The following is a 22535-nucleotide window of genomic DNA, read 5'->3' on the forward strand; positions in this document are numbered from 1 at the left end:
TTTATTGTGAGTGAAATTATCCCTTGAGTTCTTCAATACGTGCGATAACTTTAGCGCGCTTATCTGAGTAATCGGCTTGCTTGGCCTTCTCTTCCTCGATGACTTTAGCTGGTGCCTTCGCCACAAAGCCTTGGTTAGATAACTTTTTCTCCACGCGCTCCACTTCACTGTTCAAATGCTGAAGTTCTTTTTCCAGTCTGCTAATTTCCTGGGCAATATCAAGCAGTCCGGCCAGCGGCAGGTATAGCTCTGCGCCGCTAACTATAGATGTCATCGCTTTATCTGGAACGGTGAATTCTAATCCCGCGTCGAATTCAGACGTATTACAGAATCTACGTACATATTCCCCATTGCGGTTAATGATATCGAGAACGGCTTGATCGCCGGGTTTTATGAGTAATTCAATTTTTTTACTCATCGGCACGTTGACTTCAGCACGGATATTGCGCACAGCGCGAATTACGTCGATCAGCAAATTCATTTCTGCAACTGCATCCTTATCCTCAAGAGCCGGATCATAAACAGGCCAAGCGGCCAGTGTAATCGTTTCTCCCTCATGCGGAAGATGCTGCCATATTTCCTCAGAGATAAACGGCATGAACGGATGAATCATGCGCAGTGTCCGATCCAATACATATGCAAGTACGGACTGCGTTTTCTTTTTCGCCTCTGCATTGTCGCCATATAGGGAAAGCTTCGCAAACTCGATGTACCAGTCGCACAAATCATCCCAAATAAAGTTATACAGAAGGCGGCCTGTCTCGCCAAATTCATAAGCATCTATTAGACGCGTGATGTCGCGTGAAGTTTCGTTTAGACGATGCAGGATCCAACGATCAGCGGTGCTCAAGTCACCAGTAATGTCTATATCTGCCGAAGTGACGCCTTCCAGATTCATCAGCGCAAAGCGTGACGCATTCCAGATTTTATTGGCAAAGTTACGGGCCTGCTCCACCCGCTCCCAGCGGAAACGAAGGTCTTGCCCAGGCGTGCTACTGGTGGAAATCATATAACGCATAGCATCGGTACCATATTGGTCAATCACGTCGAGCGGATCAACACCGTTGCCGAGGGATTTGGACATTTTTCTACCGTCCGCATCACGAACCAACCCGTGCATAAGTACGTCCTTGAACGGAATCTCTTCCGTAAACTCCAACGCGGTAAAAATCATACGCGATACCCAGAAATAAATAATGTCGTAGCCTGTAACTAGAACATTAGTCGGATAATAGCGTTTGAGATCCTCTGTCTGCTCAGGCCAACCCAGGGTCGAAAACGGCCACAAAGCAGAGCTGAACCAAGTATCCAGCACATCCTCATCCTGTTTTAGCTTTCTGCCAGCATACTCAGGCAAAGTGGTAGGGTCCTCCGCCGATACAATCACTTCTCCGGTTTCTTCATCATACCAAGCCGGAATACGGTGTCCCCACCATAATTGACGGGAAATACACCAATCTCGCACATTTTCAATCCAATGCAGATAAGTACGTTCAAAGCGATCCGGCACAAAGTTTACCCCGTTGCCAGCCTTCTGCACTTCAATGGCTTTAGCTGCCAGAGGCTTCATTTCCACGAACCATTGCGTGGACAAATAAGGTTCTACAACTACACCTGTGCGCTCACTGTGGCCTACTTGATGTACATGCTCTTCAATACGAATCAGTACACCCTGCTCTTTCAGATCAGCGACGATTTGCTTACGGCAATCGCTGCGATCCAGGCCCTGATATTTGCCTGCTTCGGCATTCATCGTTCCCGTTTCGTCCATCACCGTAATTTGTGGCAGCTGGTGACGTTGTCCCATTTCAAAGTCATTCGGGTCGTGAGCCGGTGTAATTTTAACCGCGCCGCTACCGAAATCTTTATCAACGTAGTCATCCGCAATGACCGGAATTTCCCGTCCGATGATTGGGAGCACAAGCGTTTTGCCGATCATTTGCTTGTAGCGTTCATCTTCCGGGTGTACAGCTACAGCTGTATCGCCCAGCATCGTTTCAGGACGTGTAGTGGCTACCGTAATAAATCCGCTACCGTCTTTCAGTGGATATTGCAGGTGATACAGATTTCCGTTCACCTCTTTGTATTCCACCTCAATGTCCGATAATGCAGTACGTGCAGCAGGGTCCCAGTTAATGATGCGTTTACCGCGATAAATCAGACCCTTCTTGTACAGTTTAACGAATACCTCACGTACCGCTTGGGACAGTCCCTCATCCAGCGTAAAACGCTCACGAGAATAATCGAGAGAAAAACCCATCTTTTCCCATTGGTTATGGATATTATCTAGATAAAGATCCTTCCACTCCCACACTTTCTCCAAAAACTTCTCGCGGCCCAAATCATAACGTGTCAGGCCTTCTTCACGCAGCTTTTGCTCTACCTTTGTTTGGGTAGCAATCCCCGCATGGTCTGCCCCTGGCAGCCACAAGGCATCATAACCCTGCATCCGCTTGGCGCGAATAATAATATCCTGCAAAGTAAAGTCAAGAGCATGTCCAATATGCAACATACCTGTAACATTCGGTGGTGGAATAACAATTGTAAAAGGCTCTGCCTCTGGATGTTGCCCAGCGCGGAAATAGCCCTTCTCCATCCACGTTTTGTACCATTTTTGCTCTGCTGATTTTGGATCGTACGTTGTTGGCATTTCCAAGGTTGTCTTGTTGTCTTGTTCTGACATATCAGGATACCTCCATGATTTTTCAATTGGCAAATAAAAAAAGCCCTTCATCCTCAAAGGACGAAAGGCTGTTCTCTCGCGGTACCACCTTTGTTTCACCCCTAGTGTATGTATCCACTGATCCATTACACATGGTGTGACACTTTATGCAGATAACGGTTGCGGACCGGCCTTATTCTACCGTGAACCTCTTATCTTCCGTAGGAATGAAATGAGGAACCGTTCAAACAGGCGACTCCCGGGTGACTTCGGCCAGTAGCTTCCTGCGGAACCTCACAGCGCTGCAATTCCACTCTCTGAAGGGCTTGCTGCCTACTCTTCCCGATCTCAGTCTTTCAATAACTATACCACATCATACATTTCCCATTGACTATAGTCAACACCCGCTGTGCATTTTTCAGCAACCGGATCAAGGGATGTACAATACCTGTCCTTCTTCCACATGATGCTCCGCCAATCTGTTATACAGTTGAAGCTCACGTGTGCTGAGCTGATAACGGTCAGCTATGGTTTCCAGTGTATCTTCGCGCTGTACGATGCATAACCGCACCTTGCGAAAAGGTGTTTCATCCTGTGTATGAAAAAAAAGGTTCTTCCACTTGGCATTCTCCCGCTCTTCTTCGGCTTTCTGATCCTGGTCCTGCGGCTCCTGCTCCAACTGCTGCTGATATTCGGCTTCCTTCACCGAACGGCTGGATTGGAGCAATGATGAGTAGACAACCGGGTCTGGCTCGTCTGCCCCTTCATCCTTTTTACTGTTGAGCGCTACACGCATCTCTGGCTTATCCTCAGTAAAGGTGTCATGGGCCTCGTGATTCGCCTGTTCTGACGCTTCAGGCCTGAAGTCGAAGTTATCTACTGGACTCGCTTCCAACTGTGGCTCCAGATAGACCTCGGACTCCGTGGCAGGATGCGGTTCAGACAGCAAAGGTTCATATACTACATTAGGAGATGCGGAAGATACTTTGAGCTCATTTCCCCCTGCCCATGCTTCCTCTTGCTGAAATCCCCACACTTCTGGAGACCCATGCTCATGCTTGACCTCGGGAGAGCTGTTTTCAACTGCTTTGCCCGTCCAAGGCTCATAGAATCGGTTAGGATCTACTACCGACTCATAAGCTTTCTGTTCCGACGATGACTTCTGTTCCTCATGGTCCTCAGACGGCTGTTCCCAAGAAACGGACTCCTGTTGTGCTGGCCCTCTGTAGGAAGTTTCAGGATCTGTAACGTAATCGGAGGACGAGTCATTGGTAGAATAGGCCTCTGCATGAGGATGCTCTCCATCGGCGGAAAGGGATTGAACCGGATGCTCAGGTGCATGCACTACGGTAAATTCCTCATCCAGCCAAACCGCCGTCTCCTCCGCGTGCGAGCTTTCTACGCCATGCAAAGAAAGAACGCCTGTAATGTTTAGACTACGTAAAGAGAGCAGGTCCACATCAAAATTTTCAATCTCGACAGAGATATCTTCCAATCTCCCTACGCGGTTTAGCGGAATGGTAATTTCCACAGGGATCAAATGATGAAGCTCGCTCGTGAACTGTTCAGGTGTGCGGTACACGCCCTCCAGCAGCAAATGCCCTCGCAAAGCGGCATGGTCGCCGTGGGTTACAACCTGAATGCGTGGCAGAAGCTCAATTTCCTCCAACTCAGCAATCCCGGCAGCTTCCTCCGTCAAATGAATGCGTTCATAAATATCAAAACGCAAGCCTTGCGGCTGATCATTCTGTTGTTTGTTCAAGGATGGCATCCTCCTTTGGGCAGTCTCCGCACATCCTCTGACTTCTGGTCAGGCGCACGGAAACTCCATATTGCAAACCGTTTCTAGGTTCAAGTATATGCGCCAAAATAGAAGGCATGCCATCTTTTATAGCTGTTTGTGTAGCTTTTGAAAATCATCCGGCCAAGCATCCTCCACGGTAATCGTTTCGCCACTCAGCGGATGACAGAAGGTAAGACGCTCTCCGTGCAGCGCCTGCCTGCCAAAATCAGTAGCCCGCCCCCCGTATAATACATCCCCAAGCAACGGGTAGCCAGCATGACTAAGATGTACGCGAATCTGGTGCGTCCGGCCTGTCTCCAGCGTCAGATATACGAGACTCACTGCACTTGGACCGCTTCCCCATACTTCCCCGAGTTCAATATGGGTAACCGCCTTTTGCCCAGTTGGAGATACACGACGGCGCTGCTTATGATGCCTGTCCTTGCCAATCGGCCAATCCAACGTTCGCAGCGATGGGGGTACTTTCCCTCGTACCAAAGCTACATACCTGCGGCCTATATCCTTAGCTCGCATTTGCTCGTCCAGCTTGAGCAACGCAAATTCATTTTTGGCATATAGCACTGGGCCCGTCGTATCCACATCCAGACGATGTACATGCCGTACCGCCGCATGAATGCCATTCATCTCATAGTAGGATGCGACAGCATGATCCAACGTCAGCGGACCATCCTGCACAGCGCCGTCCGGATGTACTGCCATACCTGCCGGTTTATGCACTACCAGGCAAAAATCATCTTCATACAGTACCTTCAAATCATACCAACGAGGGGTGATTCCAAGGTTTATTACAGGAAAAAGGGCCAGCCGCAGCCGGTCCCCTGTAAGTTCAATCTCTTTTGCATGACGCAGTCTGCGCCACAGCTTTTCCGGTAATTTCAAACGATTCAGCAACCACTGATCTACAGCATCAGCATTGTTTTTTTCCCCGTCTGTGATTTCCCGTCCTGGCGTGACTTCCAGCCACGGTCCTCTTCTTTTCCAGCCACCTTGCCAGCTCATAGACGTTTGAGCGCGCGATAGTTCGCCTCAATGGTGGCATCAATATCCTCTACCGTATGCACGCCCGACACAAACATACCCTCAAATTGAGATGGTGCCACACTGACTCCCTCATTCACCATTTCAGTAAAGTAACGGCGGAAGTGGTCCTGATTACTCGTTTTAGCTGTGTCAAAATTGACAACCTTTTCTTCTGTAAAAAATGGACAAACCATGGAACCCACGCGATTGATCGTGACAGGGATACCCAGCTCGCTCGCATTACGTTCGAATCCGGCTTGAAGTCTTGCTGCCCGCTCTTCCAGGCGATCGTATACTTCTGGCGTCAGCAATTTAAGTGTCGAATAACCTGCTGCCATAGCCAGCGGATTTCCGCTAAGCGTACCCGCTTGATAAATTGGCCCCGATGGAGCAATCTGCTCCAGAATATCCCGACGTCCGCCGTAAGCACCTACAGGGAGTCCACCACCAATCACTTTACCCAGACAGGTAAGATCCGGCGTCACACCAAAGCGACCTTGAGCCGAATGAAGTCCAACCCGGAATCCAGTCATCACTTCATCAAAAATCAGCAGACTTCCGTACTGCTGGGTTACCTCACGCAAACCTTCCAAAAATCCAGGCTGTGGCGGTACAACTCCCATATTGCCTGCTACTGGCTCGACAATAATTGCGGCAATCTCTTCGCCAAATTTCTCAAAAGCTAGCTTCACCGAAGCCAAATCATTATAAGGGACGGTGATGGTATGGGTGGCTACGACTTCAGGTACACCCGGACTATCGGGCAAGCCTAATGTCGCAACACCAGAGCCTGCTTTAATCAGCAAACTGTCCGCATGACCGTGATATGATCCCTCAAATTTAAGGATTTTACTACGGCTCGTAAATCCGCGTGCGAGTCGAATCGCACTCATAGTCGCCTCAGTTCCGGAGTTAACCATACGTACAATGTCCATAGAAGGAACACGCTCACATACGAGCTTGGCCATTTCGGTTTCTGCCAACGTTGGTGCGCCGAAGCTGGTTCCTTTTACAACAGCAGCCTGTAAAGCTTTAACCACTTCGGGATGTGCATGGCCCATAATAAGCGGTCCCCATGAACATACATAGTCTAAATAGGATTGACCATCAATATCATATACACGCGATCCTTCGCCATGGTCAATATATACAGGTGTAATCCCAACAGATTTAAAAGCCCGTACCGGGCTGTTAACGCCACCCGGAATGTATTGTTTTGCCTCATCAAAGGCTACTTTGGAGTTCGTATCCTTGCGCACTTTCCGTTGTTCGTCGATCAATCTGACCACTCCTATCTTCTGAAAATAGACTTATTGCTTCAACCATCTTGCCGCATCCTTGGCCGAATAGGTGATAATCATATCTGCACCCGCACGCTTCATGCTTGTCAGAATCTCCAGCACCATTGCTTTTTCATCAATCCAGCCTTGAAGAGCGGCTGCCTTGACCATGGCATATTCACCACTAACGTTGTAAGCCACCATAGGCAGATCAAATTGATCCTTAATCGTGCGCATCACGTCCAGGTAAGAAAGAGAAGGCTTCACCATCAGCATATCCGCACCCTCCAGCACATCAGACTCCGCTTCTCGCAATGCTTCACGTGCATTGGCAGGGTCCATCTGATAGGATTTGCGGTCACCAAACTGCGGCGCAGAATCTGCGGCTTCCCGGAAAGGACCATAAAAAGCAGACGCATATTTGACGGAATACGACATAATCGGAATATGTGAAAAGCCTTCCAGATCCAGCCCCTGCCGAATCGCTTGTACAAAACCGTCCATCATATTAGATGGCGCGATAATATCCGCACCAGCTCTGGCCTGAGAAACGGCTGTACGTACCAGCACCTCCAGAGATTCATCATTCAATACTTCACCGCATACCTCACCATCATGCTCATGCATGTGTACCATACCGCAGTGTCCATGGTCCGTAAACTCACACAAACAAGTGTCAGCCACAACCAGCAGTTCGGGATAACGAGACTTGATCAAACGAGTAGCTTCCTGAACAATACCATCGTCCACAAAAGCCGAAGTCCCTACACTGTCTTTTGTTTCCGGTATGCCAAACAGGAGCACGGCGGGAATGCCAAGCTCACTAATCTCTTTCAGTTCTTCCTCCAGCCGATCCAGAGAAAAACGGTATACACCTGGCATAGAGCTAATTTCCTGTTTAACCCCAGTGCCAAATGTTACGTAGATCGGTTGGATAAAATCAGCGGGATTCAATACCGTCTCACGCACCATACTGCGAATTGCAGCCGACTGACGCAAACGACGATGTCTAGTAAAAGGAACACTCATGAATACAAACCTCCATTTTTTATACATTCATTAGCAAAAACAAAAAATTATAATGTCATAAGAGTACTTGATCGTTTCCAGTCACATAACGATTGGATCAGACTTTCAATGGTTGCCTTCTCTGACATAAAACTCACAGTCAAACCGGCTTGGGTAGCTGTCTCACCGGTCAAAGGACCTATTACAGCAATCGTAACTCCCTCCAGCAGCGACAACGGATCATGGATCCCCATTTGCCTGAGCGCTTCCAGAAAAAAGGTGACAGTTGAGGAACTCGTAAACGTAATCGCATGAATGGCACGTTCCTCAAGCAGCTTGAGGAGCTCGTCATCCTGTGTGTTGGCTGCCAGCACAGTTTGATACAAATCAGCCTCGGTCACATGAAGCCCCATCTCCCTCAGCTTTTCTGGCAGCCACGGCCGTGCTAGATCACCTCTAGGTAGAAATACGTTCTGCCCTGCCTGCAAATCCTGCTCAAACCCTTCGAGCAAGCCTTCTGCCTGAAAAGGGCCTTCGATCTGTTCTGCCACAATTCCGTGTGTCCGAAGCGCAGCTGCTGTAGCTGGTCCGACTGCGGCAATACGAGCTTTGAACAGCATGCGTACGTCCTTGCCCTGTTCCTTTAAGTGCGTGAAAAAGTATTCAACTCCATTAACACTGGTGAAAAACACCCAATCATATTCAGGTAGTCGCGCAAATGCCTCTTTAATTTCCTGTTTGGTTGACTCGTCCGAAGGGGCGACCGTCTGAATAACTGGAAATTCATAAGGCTCGCCGCCAAGCTCCTCAATCCGGTGAACCAGACTGCTGGCCTGCGCACGCGCGCGAGTAACCAAAATCCGCTTGCCAAACAAAGGCATGTCCTCAGCCCATTTTAACTGTTCACGTTGATTGACCACTTCTCCGACAACGATGACGGCGGGAGGTTGAAAATTCGCAGCCTTCACCTTAGCTTCAATATCCGCCAGCGTACCCACCAGCGTATCCTGCTCGGCGCGGGTCCCCCAACGGATCAAGGCAACCGGAGTATTTGACGGCTTACCGTGTTTTATCAGCTGTTCACTGATATAGCCGATCTTTGCTACACCCATCATAAAGATCAGTGTGCCCGTTGCGTTCGTCACTTTATCCCAATGAATACTTTTGTCGAGTTTATCGGGACTTTCATGACCTGTAATGATAGACAGCGATGAGGCCATATCCCGGTGTGTGACTGGAATGCCCGCATAGGCGGGCACACTGATTGCTGATGTGATGCCGGGTATAATTTCATAGGAAATACCATGTTTACGCAGTAGCCCGGCTTCCTCGCCGACTCGTCCAAATATAGTGGGATCTCCCCCTTTAAGACGAACAACTGTTTTTCCTTCCAAGGCCAAATCCACCAGCAGCTGATTAATTTCCTCTTGCTTCATGGTGTGACGATCTGGCAACTTGCCGACATAGATTTTTTGGGCACCTGGCTTCATCAATCCCAACAGGCGCGGGCTTGCCAGTCTGTCGTACACAATGACATCGCCCAATTGAATGCATTCCCAACCCTTGACCGTAATTAATCTTGCGTCTCCGGGTCCTGCACCTACCAAATATACTTTTCCTGCCATGCTATCATCCCCTCACCTGCGCCAGAATCTGTTCCGCTCCTTTGGCTATCAAACTGGCCGCCACCGCTTCTCCCAGCTTTTGCGGATCATTTCCCTGGAACGTTTCCTTCAAAATAACCTCGCCATCTGGCGAGCCTACCATGCCCGTGAGGCTGATTTCTTGACCAGCCCAGACCGCATGAGCCCCGATCGGCACTTGGCATCCCCCATTTAACACGCCCAGAAAGGTTCGTTCTGCCGCAACGGTAGCCGAGGTATCCCGGTCGTTGTAAAGGTGCAGCAAGGCCAATAGCTCTTCGTCGCTCGCACGACATTCAATACCCAGCGCTCCCTGCCCGACTGCCGGCAAACAGTCTTTCTCCGGTATATAGGACGTAATTCGCTCTTTCCAGCCCATCCGGTGCAAGCCTGCTGCCGCCAAAATGATAGCGTCAAAGCCTTCCGTCTCCAGCTTTTTCAGACGGGAATCAATATTACCACGCACAGGCTCCAATTGTAGATCAGGTCGCATGGACTTGATTTGACTGGCTCTGCGCAGGCTGCTCGTGCCCACCTTTGCCCCTTGAGGCAAATCCTCCAGGCTCTTGGCGCCCAATGTGATCAGGCAATCACGTGGGTCCTCACGGCGCGGCACAGCGCCGTTGACAAGCCCTTCCGGCAATTCGGAAGGCATATCCTTCATACTATGTACTGCCATATCAATCTCACCAGCCAGCATGGCCTGTTCAATTTCTTTGACAAAAAGCCCTTTGCCACCCACTTTGGACAAGGTTACATCCAATATTCGATCACCCTTGGTGAGGATTTTCTTCACAACAAATTGCAAATCCATTCCATGCTCCGCGCACAGCGCGTTCAAATCTTCAATGACATGCCCGGTCTGAGTTAACGCCAGCGCACTCTGTCTGCTGCCTACCACAATTGTTCGCATGTTATTCCTCCTGATTTTGCGCAATCCATAGGTCTATTTCTTTTTCGGTCCAAGCCATAAATTCATGACGCCGTATTTGATCCAAAATTCCGCTACTCGCTAAGCGCCTCAGTAGTTTGGTCCTTTGCTGTGGGGAACTTATTTTACGTTTGATGATCTGTCGCATATCGTGCATGAAATCCAGATATGGCTCGTATTCGCTACCAAACAACGTATTCAAAGCTGATGTAATATCAGTGGTCACAGCAGGGCCAGCTCCTTCTGTGGAAATACTAATCGTCAGTCTTCCTCGTCGAATGATACCCGGCGTTATAAAGTCTCCCTCTTCCGATCGATCCGCCACATTTACCAGTATACCCCTTTGTCTGGCCTCATGCGCAACCTCATAATTCACTTCTCTCTGGTTCGTCGCCGCATATACAAGAAAGGCTCCCTGGAGGTCACCCTCGCGATATACGCGATTTACCCAGTGGAGCTGCTTGTGATCCGCCAGAACCTGTAAATCCGGCGTTATATTCGGGCTAATGACGGTAATGAATGCCCCACTTTCCATCATCCCCTTTACCTTTCGTTCCGCAATCCTACCGCCACCTACAACACAACAGATCTTATTCTTACAATTCAACGAAATCGGGACAAAATGCTGCAAAAGGCTTTTCACTCTCCCGTCCACTGATGAAATACAGACCAGGAATTCAGCAAAAAATTAAGAATCAATAGCGTGTAGCCCACCAATGCCCACTTTGCCATGACAAGCCCTGAACGCTGATTCAATCTTTTGCTCACTAAAAATATAATATACACGCACAAGGCAATCGCTGTCATCAGCACCTTGGTATCTAGCAAGAGACGCCAGCGTTCCTCGGCAATAATAGAAATAACGGCAACTACAATAGAGACCCCTAACAAAGGAGTACCAATCAACAACGCCATATGCGTATACCGGTCCATCATTTCCAGACTCGGCAGGCGTCTGATCGTGTCATTCCATTTCTTTACTTTCAATTTACGATGCAAAAACAGATATAACCCCGAAAATACAGCTGCTACCGTCATTGCTACAAAACCAAGATTAGCCAGCGCAATATGAATCAGGAGCAGCCCATGCACTGTATGCCAATTTCCAAGCGGGTTGTCGAGAGGCTCCATCCATATATTGTTGAGCACTAGCACTGCAAAACTAATAATATTAAGCAACAATACCGCAAATTCGGATCGCTGATAACGTGTCAGAATCAAAGAAATCAGTACCAAAATAACTGAGAACAGAAATAGAAAATCATAGGTCACGAAAATAGGAAGATGCCCTTCATTCCAGGTTCTTATCCCCATATAAGCAAGCTGGAGCACCAGAACGACAACAAGAAGCCCTGTACCTGTCCGTTTAGCATTCGCATTGCGACGAATCCCATCCGAGAATACAAACAGAAGGCTCAGGGCAAAAACATAAATCATTGAATCATATATAAGCATGCCTGAAGCCACTTCTGTTCACCCACCTTTACAGGCTGGCCGGCGCAAACGACGCTGGCAAAGCCTGAGCCTGAACGGTTTTTTCATGAACACCGGCTTCCGGTTTCATTAACGCAGACGCATCGCTTTTATCTACTTTCTGAGCGGCGTCATCCAAACGATCCTCCAGAGCAAAAATATGGCTAAACATGTCTAGGGCCTCATTTCCCTGCTTTTGAACAGCCAGTTCCTTTACCCGATTGATCGGATCATGCATCATCTGATTCAGCATACTTTTCGTCAAGCGGCTAATCACTTTGCGTTGCCGTTCATCCAGCTCGGGAAGCTTATTGAACAAGCTTTCCAACGTATCCTGATGTACAGACTCCGCTTTTTCTTGTAATGCACGAATCACCGGACGCACTCCCATCGTTTTCAACCATTGATAAAACTCGCTAAGCTCATCTTCGATCATATGCTCGATTTTTGTAGCTTCGGTACGGCGCATTTCCAAATTGCTCTCCACGATCCCTTCCAGATCATCAATATCGTACAGGAAAACATTCTGTAATTCACCAATAGCCGGGTCGAGATCACGCGGAACCGCAATATCAATCATAAACAAAGGACGGGACTGTCGACGTTTCATACTTGCTTCAACCCGAGTCCGATCCAGAATATAACCCTGGGCACCTGTCGAGCTAATGACAATATCCACATCCGCCAACCGATTCATGCCTTCCTCCATCGTAACCGGCGTTCCATGGAACTTGGAGGCAAGGTCTTCCGCACGGGACAAGGTTCGGTTTGCTACAATAACCTCGGCTGCTCCGCCGCTGTACAAATGCTTAACGGTAAGCTCGCTCATTTTACCAGCACCGAGAATCAGTACCTTTTTATCGGTAAACATCCCGAAAATCCGTTTGCCCAGCTCAACTGCTGCATAGCTGACAGATACGGCACTTTCTCCAATAGACGTCTCCGAATGGGCACGCTTGCCCAATGTGACGGCCTGCTTAAACAACATATTAAACCACGTTGCCGTAATTTTCTGGGATTGAGCCTGAAGAAAAGCGTTCTTTACCTGTCCCAAAATTTGTGTTTCTCCGATTACCATAGAATCAAGACCACAAGTCACACGGAACAAATGCCGAATCGCCTGCTCGTCCTCATATATATATAAATGTTGTGTAAATTGATCACGCGGAATGCCAAACCATTGCTCCATAAAACTGCGTATAAAATAACCGCACATGTGAAGGCGGTCCACCACAACATATATTTCAGTCCGATTGCAGGTTGCGACAACTACGCCCTCCAACACACTTTTGGTAAGTTTGAGTTGTTCCAGCGCTTTTGGCAAATCTTGTTCTGCAAATGTAAAACGTTCTCTGACTTCCACAGGCGCCGTACGATAATTCAACCCAACAACGACGATGTGCATTGCAAATTCACCTGCCTAAACTGTAATAAGAATATCCTCTGTTATCATAAACTATGTTAATTATATCACAGAAGTCCGAATCTCCTCCGGCTGTTTTATGAATTGTTTATGAAAATTGGATGGCTTTCATGAACATCTAGCACGTTCTGTATGATTTGATTTAGTGTAGACCACTTTTAAAACAAATAACCATGGAAATGTTCCATGGTTATAATATAGGACGCACAAATGGCTCCATAAAAGAACGATTTACACCAACTCAGCCAGCTTGCACTCCGGTGATTCCACCTGAAGTTCTCCCAAGCCGCGAATCAGCTTCTTCGCATATGTTTTTTTCGGTTTTAGAACGGATACCAGGTGATCAATAGCCAGCTGCGGATCGACAGTCTCACCGCAAGTATAACAATCAATAGCGGCAAACCCTCTCTCAGGATACGTATGAATAGAGAGATGACTCTCCGACAACAGTACAAGCACGGTAGCTCCCTGTGGTTCGAATTGCTTGGATTGAACGGACATCACCGTTGCTCCGCAAGCTTCAGCTGCTTCAACTAATTGAGCCTCCAAAAACTGCGCATCATTCAGTAATTCAAACTCAACACCCCAAGTATCTACGGCAACGTGTCTTCCGAAAGTTGAGTACTCCAATTCCATCTTTCGGTTCCCCCTTCCTAGGAATAAAATGTTTGAAAAAATTTCATCCGCTAGGACCTACGTCATTCACTTCCCGAGGGAATAACCTCTCGCAACATTCAATGTCCTGAGTGAATCCTGGTTCCTATATTCATTTTCAACGAGATTAAAAATAACATCTATGTGCAGCAAATGCAATCATTATTTTGGAATAAAAAAGCCCCTTTCGGTAAAGAAAGGGACTACACTGCATAACGATTCATTCCATGTATTCATGCCTTACTAAGCTTCCAGTGCAAATAATTTCGAGCAACTCATTCGAAGCTTGTGGTCAATCTGTTCCAACTCGGAGAAAGTACGCGCCAAATTCCGCTGGTCAAGCAACGAATTAATGAGATGGTATACGTCTGATATTTCATTTTCGACGTTCTGATGCTGGAAAAGCTGTTGCAGTTCCTGCACCGTATTTTTATATTCAAATACCAGCCTGGAGCCTACGGCATTCTTCTCCATAATTTTACGAACCGTACCTTCATTATAAAAATACACCATAGTGAATCCTTGATACATTCGGTAAACGATGCCTTCGCCCTTAAAACGAACAAAAAGTTTGCGCATAAACAGGGTTAGTTGCGGATGAATTAAGCGGCAAGTCAATTCACACACAAATGCTCCCTCTTTGGCTTCAAAAAACAAATGAACTTCCTCACCCGCACTATGTTCCAGAACGATTTCCTGTCTTCCGTTATCTAGAACTTTAATATAGTAATGCACCTGGGAATCATCCACCGCCCGCAAAAATTCGTCCATTTGAGTTTCCGACAAAGTCAAAGTGGTTTTAACATACTCTGTGGCTAACCGCTGAGCCATACCAATCTCCTCAATTCTTTCCTGAACCTATAAGTTTAGCTTTATGCTTTATTATACATCAGACCTACAACGCTTTTCTTGTACATCAAATCATAAATTTCCGCCATACATCGGAAATAAACAGAAAATAATGGGGTTGAGACTGCATTATCCTCCATATACTCACTTTTCTGCTTAAATTCCATGAGTTCCTTTAGTTATTATATATTATTCCCACCAATTTAGTGAGTTTAATATTTTTTGAAGCCCGAATCATGAAAAAGAGACGCCCTCAAGGACGTCCCTAGCCTTACAATTCCCTCTGCTGCTCTTCGTCGTCATTCTCTATATAGCTGGAGATGACAGACCACAGCTCTTCCTTGCCCATACCTTCTTCGGATGAAAAGGGGATAAACAATCCCCCGGGAAGTATTCCGAGTTCCTGCTTGATTACCTTGTAATGCTTTTCTCGCCGCGTTTTAGGGATTTTATCTGCCTTCGTGCCTACAACACATACGGGAAGCCCGTTATGACGCAGCCAATCATACATCATGATATCGTCCTTGGACGGCGGATGGCGCAAATCTACCATTTGAAGCACCAGTTTGAGTGGCTCACGCTCCAGCAAATAAGACTCAATCATCTGCCCCCAAGCCTTACGGGACGTTTTGGATACCTTGGCGTAACCGTAACCGGGAAAATCGACAAAATAGAGATCATCATTAATCCGGTAATAATTGAGTTGCTGGGTTTTACCCGGCGTTGAGCTGGTACGCGCCAAATTTTTACGGTTAATCAACCGGTTAATCAGTGAAGACTTTCCTACATTGGAGCGCCCCGCCAGAGCAATCTCTGGCAAAGCGTCCACAGGAAACTGATCGGGGCCAACCGCACTTATTATAAATTCTGCTTTTGTTACTTTCATTGTGTCCTTAATTCCTCTCTAATGTACCCTTGCCTGCTCAACCAAAGCATGCTTTAGCACCTGATCCATATGGGCAACGGGGACAAATTCAACATCCTGCCGGATACTGTCGGGAATATCCTTCAAATCCCGTTCATTATCTTTGGGAAGCAGAATTTTTTTGTAGCCTGCCCGGTGGGCAGCCAGCGACTTCTCTTTCAAACCACCAATCGGCAATACTCGGCCGCGCAAAGTAATTTCGCCTGTCATAGCTACATCCTTGGATACATGACGGTTGGTCAAAGCTGAAATTAATGCGGTAGCAATAGTAATTCCCGCAGATGGGCCATCCTTCGGAATCGCACCCTCAGGAATATGAATGTGGATATCATTTTTCTCATAAAAGTCCAGTTCAATGCCCAGATCAACTGCTTTCGAACGAGTGTAGCTGAATGCCGCCTGGGCAGACTCCTTCATAACGTCTCCCAGTTTACCCGTAAGAATCAGTTTACCGCTACCAGGTACGACGGTCACTTCAATCATCAGTGTTTCACCACCGACCTCTGTCCATGCCAAGCCTGTAACCGTACCGATCTGATCCTCCAGTTCTGCAACACCGTAACGGAATTTAGCGATACCCAGATAATCCTTCAGATTATCCGGTGTGATTTGAATCGGTCCTTCGCCACCAGATACAACGGACTTCGCCGCCTTGCGGCACAGAGAAGCCATTTGCTGTTCAAGATTCCGCACACCGGATTCACGGGTATATTCACGGATGACACGCAGGAGCGTATCCTCCCCGATGACCAACTGTTCCTCGTTCAAGCCATGCTCTCTCTTCTGCTTGGGCAATAGGTACCGATTGGCGATTTCCAGCTTCTCCAGTTCGGTGTAGCCTGGAATATAGAGTGTCTCCATACGGTCCATTAGCGGACGCGGGATGTTGTGTGCAGCATTGGCTGTCGTTACAAACATCACATTGGACAGATCAAACGGCAACTCGACAAAATGGTCACTGAACGTATTGTTTTGTTCAGGATCAAGCACTTCGAGCAATGCCGCCGACGGATCCCCTCGAAAATCGGAAGCCATTTTATCAATCTCATCCAGCAAAAATACCGGATTAGACGTTCCTGCGGTCTTCATCCCTTGAATGATCCGCCCCGGCATCGCGCCAACATAAGTCCGGCGGTGACCACGGATTTCCGCTTCATCCCGCACACCTCCGAGAGAGATGCGGACAAATTCCCGACCCATGGATTTGGCAATCGAACGGGCCAACGAGGTCTTGCCGACCCCTGGCGGGCCTACGAGACACAGAATCGGTCCCTTAATGGTCTTCACCAGCTTGCGCACAGCCAAATACTCCAATACACGTTCCTTGGGTTTATCGAGTCCGTAGTGGTCGTTATTGAGTACCTCTTCAGCTTTGACGATATCCAGATCATCATCGGTAAACTTGTTCCACGGCAAGCTTAACAACCAATCAACATAATTACGGATGACGCCACCCTCGGCAGAGCTTGCCGGCATTTTTTCCAAACGGTCGATTTCCTTTTCGACCTTCTCCTTCACCGGAACAGGCAGCTCCAGTTCACTTAGCTGGTTGCGCAGTTCTTCAACTTCTCCTGCGCGGCCTTCCTTCTCGCCAAGTTCCTTTTGAATCGCCTTCATTTGTTCACGCAGATAATACTCCTTCTGCGTCTTCTCCATTTGCTTCTTCACACGCTGGTTGATTTTACGTTCCAGCTCCAGTACTTCACGCTCATTATTCAAAATATCCAGAAGCTTCTCCAGACGCTGAGTAACGTCGATCGTCTCCAGTATATCCTGCTTTTCCTTAATTTTGAGCGTAAGATGACTTGTGATCACGTCTGCAAGTCGTCCAGGCTCTTCAATATCGGATACCGCAGCGAGAGTCTCTGGTGTTACCTTTTTGGACAAGTTGATATAATGCTCGAACTGAGTTAATACAGTGCGCATAAGCGCATCCGTCTCAGGCTGTACGTTTTCTGCCTCGTGCAGCTCCTTCGCCATTACCTCGTAATATTCTTCATTGTCCGTATATTGAATAATCTCGGCGCGTTCCAGCCCTTCCACCAATACTCGAATAGTTCCATTAGGAAGCTTGAGCATCTGGCGTACCTTGGCTACCGTGCCGACTCGAAAGATGTCCTCTTGTGTGGGTTCTTCAATATTTACTTCTGATTGAGAACACAGGAGAATCAAATTGTCTTCAACCATCGCTTTTTCCAAAGCCTTGACCGATTTTTCCCGGCCCACATCGAGATGCAGAACCATGCTCGGGTAGACCAGAAGTCCTCTTAAAGGCAGCAAAGGAAAACGACGACCTTTTGTCTTGGTGGGTCCCATCGCTTTCGCACCTCCAGTGATTCTCAGGTTCCGGATTTTACAATCCTCACGTTGTTATCTTTCATATTTTATCAAATGTTTTATGAAAAAACCAATGAAAGGGTCGTTTATCAGCAAGATCCTGTATCTGATATCGTCCCGTTATGCGTTCCATCAGCCTGTAACAAGGAAGATTGGGATGGGCGAAAAGTCTCAATTGGCGCATGCACAGGCAAATCTGACGTCATCTCTTCCCCAAACACATGTCGGAACACTTCGGTAACCGACTGTACGGGGATGACTTTTAAACCCTCAATGCTGTCAAAAATAGCTTGCCAGTTATCCTGCGGAATGATCACTTTTTTGGCTCCCGCCTGAAAAGCGGCTTCAACCTTGGCTAATACACCACCAATCGGTTTGACACGACCATGGATGCTAACTTCGCCAGTCATAGCAATTTCATGATCCACCGGAATTCCCCGCATCGCGGAAGCAATGGCTGTTGCCATCGCAATTCCTGCGGACGGGCCATCTACCGGCGTACCCCCAGGGAAATTGATATGCAAATCGTAATTCGACGGAGATAATCCGAGCGTACGCAAAACGGTTAAAACATTTTCCACAGAACCTTTAGCCATGCTCTTACGGCGTAGCGTGCGGGACCCACCTCCAATTTCTTCCTCATCCACGACCCCCGTAATATTATAAATCCCCTTCCCCTCAGGAACCGGAACTGCTGTAACTTCAATTTCCAGCAGCATCCCCATGTTCGGGCCATATACAGCTAATCCGTTAACGAATCCGATTTGCGGCAAGCCCGGTATTTTTCGGTCAGGACGCGGTTGAATTTGACTGCTGCCCGCTACCCATTCCACGTCGGAAGCATTGAGACGTTCCCTTTTCTCGGTAAGTGCCAAACCAGCAGCCAGCTGGATCATATTGACCGCTTCCCGACCGTTCGTAGCGTAACGCTGTACAACTTCTACCGCCTCAGGACAAGGGCCAAAGCCTAGCTTGTGGACAGCATCCTCTGCAATACGAGCAATCTCCTGTGGCTGCAAGGCACGGAAATAAATCTCCATGCACCGGGAGCGAATCGCAGGTGGCAGTTCATGCGGCGAACGGGTCGTCGCACCTACCAAACGAAAATCGGCTGGCAAACCGTTTTGGAAAATATCGTGGATATAAGCAGGAGTGTTCGAATCTTCCGAGTTGTAATACGCACTTTCCAAAAATACCTTGCGATCCTCCAGTACTTTCAACAGTTTATTCATCTGCGTTGGATGCAGCTCACCAATCTCATCAATGAACAGCATACCCCCATGCGCCTTCGTCACAGCCCCGGGCTTAGGCTGCGGGATACCCGCCACCCCCATCGCTCCTGCCCCTTGATAGATTGGATCATGCACTGAACCTATCAGCGGGTCCGCAATACCGCGCTCGTCAAAGCGGGCCGTCGTAGCATCAATCTCCGTGAATTTGGCATCTCCCTTGAACGGGGAGGACAGATTCTTCTTAGCCTCTTCCAGCACCACGCGTGCAGCAGCCGTCTTCCCTACACCCGGTGGGCCATAAATAATGACATGCTGTGGATTCGCACTACATAACGCGGCCTTGAGCGCGCGCAGTCCGTCCTTCTGACCCACGATATCCTGTAATGTGGCAGGACGTGTGCGTTCAGCCAACGGTTTGGTAAGTGAAATAGAGCGCAATTTGCGCAGCTTATCCAATTCCTTGCGGGATTCCCGATCCACCGCACTACGGTTCGTTTTCTGGCTCCGCAGGAGGTTCCAGAAATACAGACCAATAACAATCCCGAAAAACATTTGCACCAATAACAAAATCATAGTCAAGTCCATCGTATTTCCTCCGTTTCTCATCTTAGCAATTTGAAAAATGCCGCTCTATGAAAAACAGTATTTCCTTTTCCGCGATAGCTAAACGGCGGTCTTTCAAAAGATCAGAGAGAAATACAAAAACACCGCGAAGAACAGTTCTGTAGCAGAGCTGCTCTCCACGGCGTTTAAATGATGACAATAGATTATGACAATGCCTCTTTATAATAACTGCTTTTGCCTACACCTTCTCGGCGGTATGACGTTCTTCACGTCCAGGTATTTTCCCTGTTTCCTCATATGCCTTGACGATGATATCAATTTCTTTTTTCAATTCGTCGACCATATCAGCCTCAGGTACTTTGCGAATCATTTTTCCATAACGGAACAATAGGCCTTCACCACGCGCTCCGGCAATTCCGATATCAGCTTCCTTCGCTTCACCCGGGCCATTTACTGCACAACCCAGTACTGATACTTTAATCGGTACCTTGAGTTTTGCAATGTAGTCCTCCACCTCGTTGGCAATAGAGAACAGATCTATATCCAGACGTCCGCAAGTCGGACAAGAAATCAGTGTAGCTGCGTTTGTGATCAATCCAAACGTCTTGAGCAACTCACGTGCTACCTTCACTTCTTCCACCGGATCAGCACTGAGCGAAATACGCATTGTAGAGCCGATGCCTGAGGCCAGCAAAGCACCCATACCTGCAGCGCTTTTAACTGTACCAGTAAAGAGCGTACCCGCTTCGGTAATACCCAGATGGAGCGGGTACTTAATAATTTCAGCGGCCTTCGTATAAGCGGCAATCGCCATAGGAACATCAGACGCCTTCAGTGACACGATAATGTCATGGAAATCAAGTTCTTCCAGTATCCCGATATGATACAGTGCGCTTTCTACCATCGCTTCTGGCGTAGGGTAGCCATACTTATCAAGTAAATGCTGTTCCAATGATCCGGCGTTCACACCAATCCGAATCGGAATCCCTTTTTCCTTGCACGCCTTCACGACAGCTTCCACTTTCTCACGCCGTCCAATGTTACCTGGATTAATGCGAACCTTATCAATTCCATTTTCAATGGCCAGTAGAGCCAGCTTGTGATTAAAGTGAATATCTGCGACCAGCGGAATATGAATCCGTTTTTTAATTTCCTTAATGGCTGCGGCAGCTTCCTCATTGTTGACGGTAACCCGCACCAGTTGGCATCCAGCTTCTTCCAAGCGAAGAATCTCGGCTACAGTTGCTTCCACATCTGCTGTTTTGGTTGTACACATACTTTGGATGATGACTTCATTGCTGCCGCCAATCGTCAGATTCCCGACTTTAACGGGACGTGTGTCTTGTCTTAAGAACATGTACTTTTCTCTCCCATTAACACCAAACCTCCACCCCTTAAAACCTCATACAGGTTTAGTGAAGTGGAGATCCGGCTTCTCATGTTGTAGAGATCGCGAAGTATCAATCCTTAGGCGCTCTCTTCTTGTTTTTTATCCTTATCTGTACCACCGAGTTCCGGTGCGATTTTGTCTTTTACAACCTGCTCATTGATGACGCAAGTAGTGATATCATCACGGGAAGGAACCTCATACATCACATCCAGCATAATGCCTTCAATGATCGCACGAAGACCACGGGCACCCGTGTTACGCTTGATGGCTTCACGGGCAATGGCTTCCAGAGCATCTTGCTTAAACTCCAAAGTAACATTATCCAGTTCAAGCATCTTCTGATACTGCTTGACTAACGCATTTTTCGGCTCAGACAAAATACGAACCAATGTGTTCTCATCAAGCGGCTCCAGCGTAGAAATAACCGGCAAACGTCCTACAAACTCCGGAATCAGACCGAATTTCAAGAGATCCTCAGGCAATACCATTGAAGTATATTCGCCTGGTTTCAGATCTTTTTGTTCGCTAGTAGCGTTGAAGCCGATAACCTTTTTACCAATACGGCGTTTGATCATTTGCTCCAGACCATCAAAGGCACCACCGCAAATGAACAGGATATTCGTGGTGTCAATTTGAATAAACTCTTGATGTGGATGCTTGCGACCGCCTTGCGGAGGTACAGAAGCAACCGTGCCTTCCAAAATCTTAAGCAACGCCTGCTGTACACCTTCACCCGATACGTCACGCGTAATGGACGGGTTTTCGGATTTGCGGGCTACTTTATCAATTTCGTCAATGTAGATAATGCCGCGTTCGGCTTTTTCCACATCATAATCAGCAGCTTGAATCAGTTTCAGCAAAATATTTTCAACGTCTTCACCCACATAACCTGCTTCCGTAAGGGAAGTGGCATCGGCGATAGCAAAAGGGACGTTCAAAATTTTAGCCATGGTTTGCGCAAGCAACGTTTTACCCGAACCTGTAGGTCCAAGCATCAAAATGTTACTTTTTTGCAGTTCCACATCATCAATTTTGTTTTGAGTATTAATACGTTTGTAGTGATTATATACCGCTACAGACAACGATTTTTTCGCTTGATCCTGACCAATGACATATTGGTCCAGAATGTCACGGATTTGCATTGGTTTCGGAATGTCTTTCAGATCTACTTCTTCTTCATGACCCAATTCCTCTTCTACAATCTCCGTGCACAACTCAATGCATTCGTCACATATATATACGCCCGGTCCAGCAACAAGCTTGCGAACCTGATCCTGAGATTTACCGCAGAAAGAACATTTCAATTGTCCTTTTTCATCATTAAATTTAAACATAGAGCC

Annotated in this window: 17 protein-coding genes; all 17 read right to left on the reverse strand. The window is 47.6% G+C overall.

Features of this window, described 5'->3' with window-relative positions:
* Window positions 1-16 precede the first annotated feature (16 nt).
* The 17 genes from T3H97_RS19750 to clpX all read right to left on the reverse strand — a co-directional run bounded on the left by T3H97_RS19750 (window position 17) and on the right by clpX (window position 22529).
* The gene (locus tag T3H97_RS19750) at window positions 17-2683 is read right to left on the reverse strand and encodes a valine--tRNA ligase (RefSeq protein WP_328800636.1); all 2667 of its coding nucleotides are present in this window, start codon (window positions 2681-2683) and stop codon (window positions 17-19) included.
* A 409-nt stretch (window positions 2684-3092) separates the two neighbouring features.
* On the reverse strand, window positions 3093-4424 hold the full coding sequence (locus T3H97_RS19755) for a LysM peptidoglycan-binding domain-containing protein (protein WP_328800637.1): 1332 nt from the start codon (window positions 4422-4424) through the stop codon (window positions 3093-3095).
* Between the two features lie 126 nt (window positions 4425-4550).
* Window positions 4551-5465 (reverse strand): RluA family pseudouridine synthase, encoded by a 915-nt coding sequence (locus T3H97_RS19760; protein WP_328800638.1) that lies wholly within the window; start codon window positions 5463-5465, stop codon window positions 4551-4553.
* Window positions 5462-6766, reverse strand: coding sequence for a glutamate-1-semialdehyde 2,1-aminomutase (gene hemL / locus T3H97_RS19765; RefSeq protein WP_025722720.1), 1305 nt, complete (start codon window positions 6764-6766; stop codon window positions 5462-5464). The genes T3H97_RS19760 and hemL overlap by 4 nt, the downstream gene beginning before the upstream one ends.
* Window positions 6767-6796: 30 nt before the next feature.
* Entirely contained in the window at window positions 6797-7795 is a 999-nt protein-coding gene (gene hemB / locus T3H97_RS19770) for a porphobilinogen synthase (RefSeq protein ID WP_028541574.1), read from the reverse strand.
* A gap of 47 nt (window positions 7796-7842) precedes the next feature.
* Window positions 7843-9399, reverse strand: coding sequence for a uroporphyrinogen-III C-methyltransferase (gene cobA / locus T3H97_RS19775; RefSeq protein ID WP_103050161.1), 1557 nt, complete (start codon window positions 9397-9399; stop codon window positions 7843-7845).
* A 4-nt stretch (window positions 9400-9403) separates the two neighbouring features.
* Window positions 9404-10330, reverse strand: a complete 927-nt coding sequence (gene hemC / locus T3H97_RS19780; RefSeq protein WP_328800639.1) for a hydroxymethylbilane synthase — start codon at window positions 10328-10330, stop codon at window positions 9404-9406.
* Between the two features lies 1 nt (window position 10331).
* On the reverse strand, window positions 10332-10979 hold the full coding sequence (locus tag T3H97_RS19785; RefSeq protein ID WP_165179223.1) for a precorrin-2 dehydrogenase/sirohydrochlorin ferrochelatase family protein: 648 nt from the start codon (window positions 10977-10979) through the stop codon (window positions 10332-10334).
* 8 nt (window positions 10980-10987) lie between these two features.
* A complete protein-coding gene (ccsA, locus tag T3H97_RS19790; protein WP_061828817.1) occupies window positions 10988-11815 on the reverse strand; it encodes a cytochrome c biogenesis protein CcsA in 828 nt (275 codons plus the stop codon).
* Between the two features lie 16 nt (window positions 11816-11831).
* Window positions 11832-13226, reverse strand: coding sequence for a glutamyl-tRNA reductase (gene hemA / locus T3H97_RS19795; protein WP_013311616.1), 1395 nt, complete (start codon window positions 13224-13226; stop codon window positions 11832-11834).
* Between the two features lie 249 nt (window positions 13227-13475).
* Entirely contained in the window at window positions 13476-13874 is a 399-nt protein-coding gene (gene speD, locus T3H97_RS19800; RefSeq protein ID WP_190299615.1) for an adenosylmethionine decarboxylase, read from the reverse strand.
* A gap of 267 nt (window positions 13875-14141) precedes the next feature.
* A complete protein-coding gene (locus T3H97_RS19805) occupies window positions 14142-14729 on the reverse strand; it encodes a non-ribosomal peptide synthetase module (protein WP_328800640.1) in 588 nt (195 codons plus the stop codon).
* Window positions 14730-15018: 289 nt separating this feature from the next.
* Complete coding sequence (gene yihA / locus T3H97_RS19810; RefSeq protein WP_328800641.1) at window positions 15019-15633, reverse strand: ribosome biogenesis GTP-binding protein YihA/YsxC; 615 nt, start codon at window positions 15631-15633, stop codon at window positions 15019-15021.
* Window positions 15634-15651: 18 nt separating this feature from the next.
* Window positions 15652-17988, reverse strand: a complete 2337-nt coding sequence (lon, locus tag T3H97_RS19815; RefSeq protein ID WP_134903684.1) for an endopeptidase La — start codon at window positions 17986-17988, stop codon at window positions 15652-15654.
* Window positions 17989-18098: 110 nt separating this feature from the next.
* Window positions 18099-19826 carry an ATP-dependent protease LonB gene (gene lonB, locus T3H97_RS19820; protein WP_328800642.1) on the reverse strand — a complete coding sequence of 576 codons (1728 nt, stop codon included), beginning with the start codon at window positions 19824-19826 and terminating at the stop codon, window positions 18099-18101.
* 217 nt (window positions 19827-20043) lie between these two features.
* Window positions 20044-21162 carry a flavodoxin-dependent (E)-4-hydroxy-3-methylbut-2-enyl-diphosphate synthase gene (ispG, locus tag T3H97_RS19825; protein WP_025718670.1) on the reverse strand — a complete coding sequence of 373 codons (1119 nt, stop codon included), beginning with the start codon at window positions 21160-21162 and terminating at the stop codon, window positions 20044-20046.
* Window positions 21163-21272: 110 nt separating this feature from the next.
* A complete protein-coding gene (clpX, locus tag T3H97_RS19830; RefSeq protein WP_023989972.1) occupies window positions 21273-22529 on the reverse strand; it encodes an ATP-dependent protease ATP-binding subunit ClpX in 1257 nt (418 codons plus the stop codon).
* Window positions 22530-22535 lie beyond the last annotated feature (6 nt).

This window comes from Paenibacillus sp. LX16 (assembly GCF_036252815.1).
Taxonomy (GTDB): Bacteria; Bacillota; Bacilli; order Paenibacillales; family Paenibacillaceae; genus Paenibacillus; species Paenibacillus polymyxa_B.

Bases quoted from the DNA above. Each gene is read 5' to 3' on its own strand.
- hemB (WP_028541574.1), bottom strand. From the start codon at position 7,795: ATGAGTGTTCCTTTTACTAGACATCGTCGTTTGCGTCAGTCGGCTGCA.
- T3H97_RS19805 (WP_328800640.1), bottom strand. From the start codon at position 14,729: ATGGCTCAGCGGTTAGCCACAGAGTATGTTAAAACCACTTTGACTTTG.
- ispG (WP_025718670.1), bottom strand. From the start codon at position 21,162: ATGTTCTTAAGACAAGACACACGTCCCGTTAAAGTCGGGAATCTGACG.
- yihA (WP_328800641.1), bottom strand. From the start codon at position 15,633: ATGAAAGTAACAAAAGCAGAATTTATAATAAGTGCGGTTGGCCCCGAT.
- clpX (WP_023989972.1), bottom strand. From the start codon at position 22,529: ATGTTTAAATTTAATGATGAAAAAGGACAATTGAAATGTTCTTTCTGC.
- cobA (WP_103050161.1), bottom strand. From the start codon at position 9,399: ATGGCAGGAAAAGTATATTTGGTAGGTGCAGGACCCGGAGACGCAAGA.
- hemC (WP_328800639.1), bottom strand. From the start codon at position 10,330: ATGCGAACAATTGTGGTAGGCAGCAGACAGAGTGCGCTGGCGTTAACT.
- hemA (WP_013311616.1), bottom strand. From the start codon at position 13,226: ATGCACATCGTCGTTGTTGGGTTGAATTATCGTACGGCGCCTGTGGAA.
- lon (WP_134903684.1), bottom strand. From the start codon at position 17,988: ATGGGACCCACCAAGACAAAAGGTCGTCGTTTTCCTTTGCTGCCTTTA.
- T3H97_RS19750 (WP_328800636.1), bottom strand. From the start codon at position 2,683: ATGTCAGAACAAGACAACAAGACAACCTTGGAAATGCCAACAACGTAC.
- lonB (WP_328800642.1), bottom strand. From the start codon at position 19,826: ATGGACTTGACTATGATTTTGTTATTGGTGCAAATGTTTTTCGGGATT.
- T3H97_RS19760 (WP_328800638.1), bottom strand. From the start codon at position 5,465: ATGAGCTGGCAAGGTGGCTGGAAAAGAAGAGGACCGTGGCTGGAAGTC.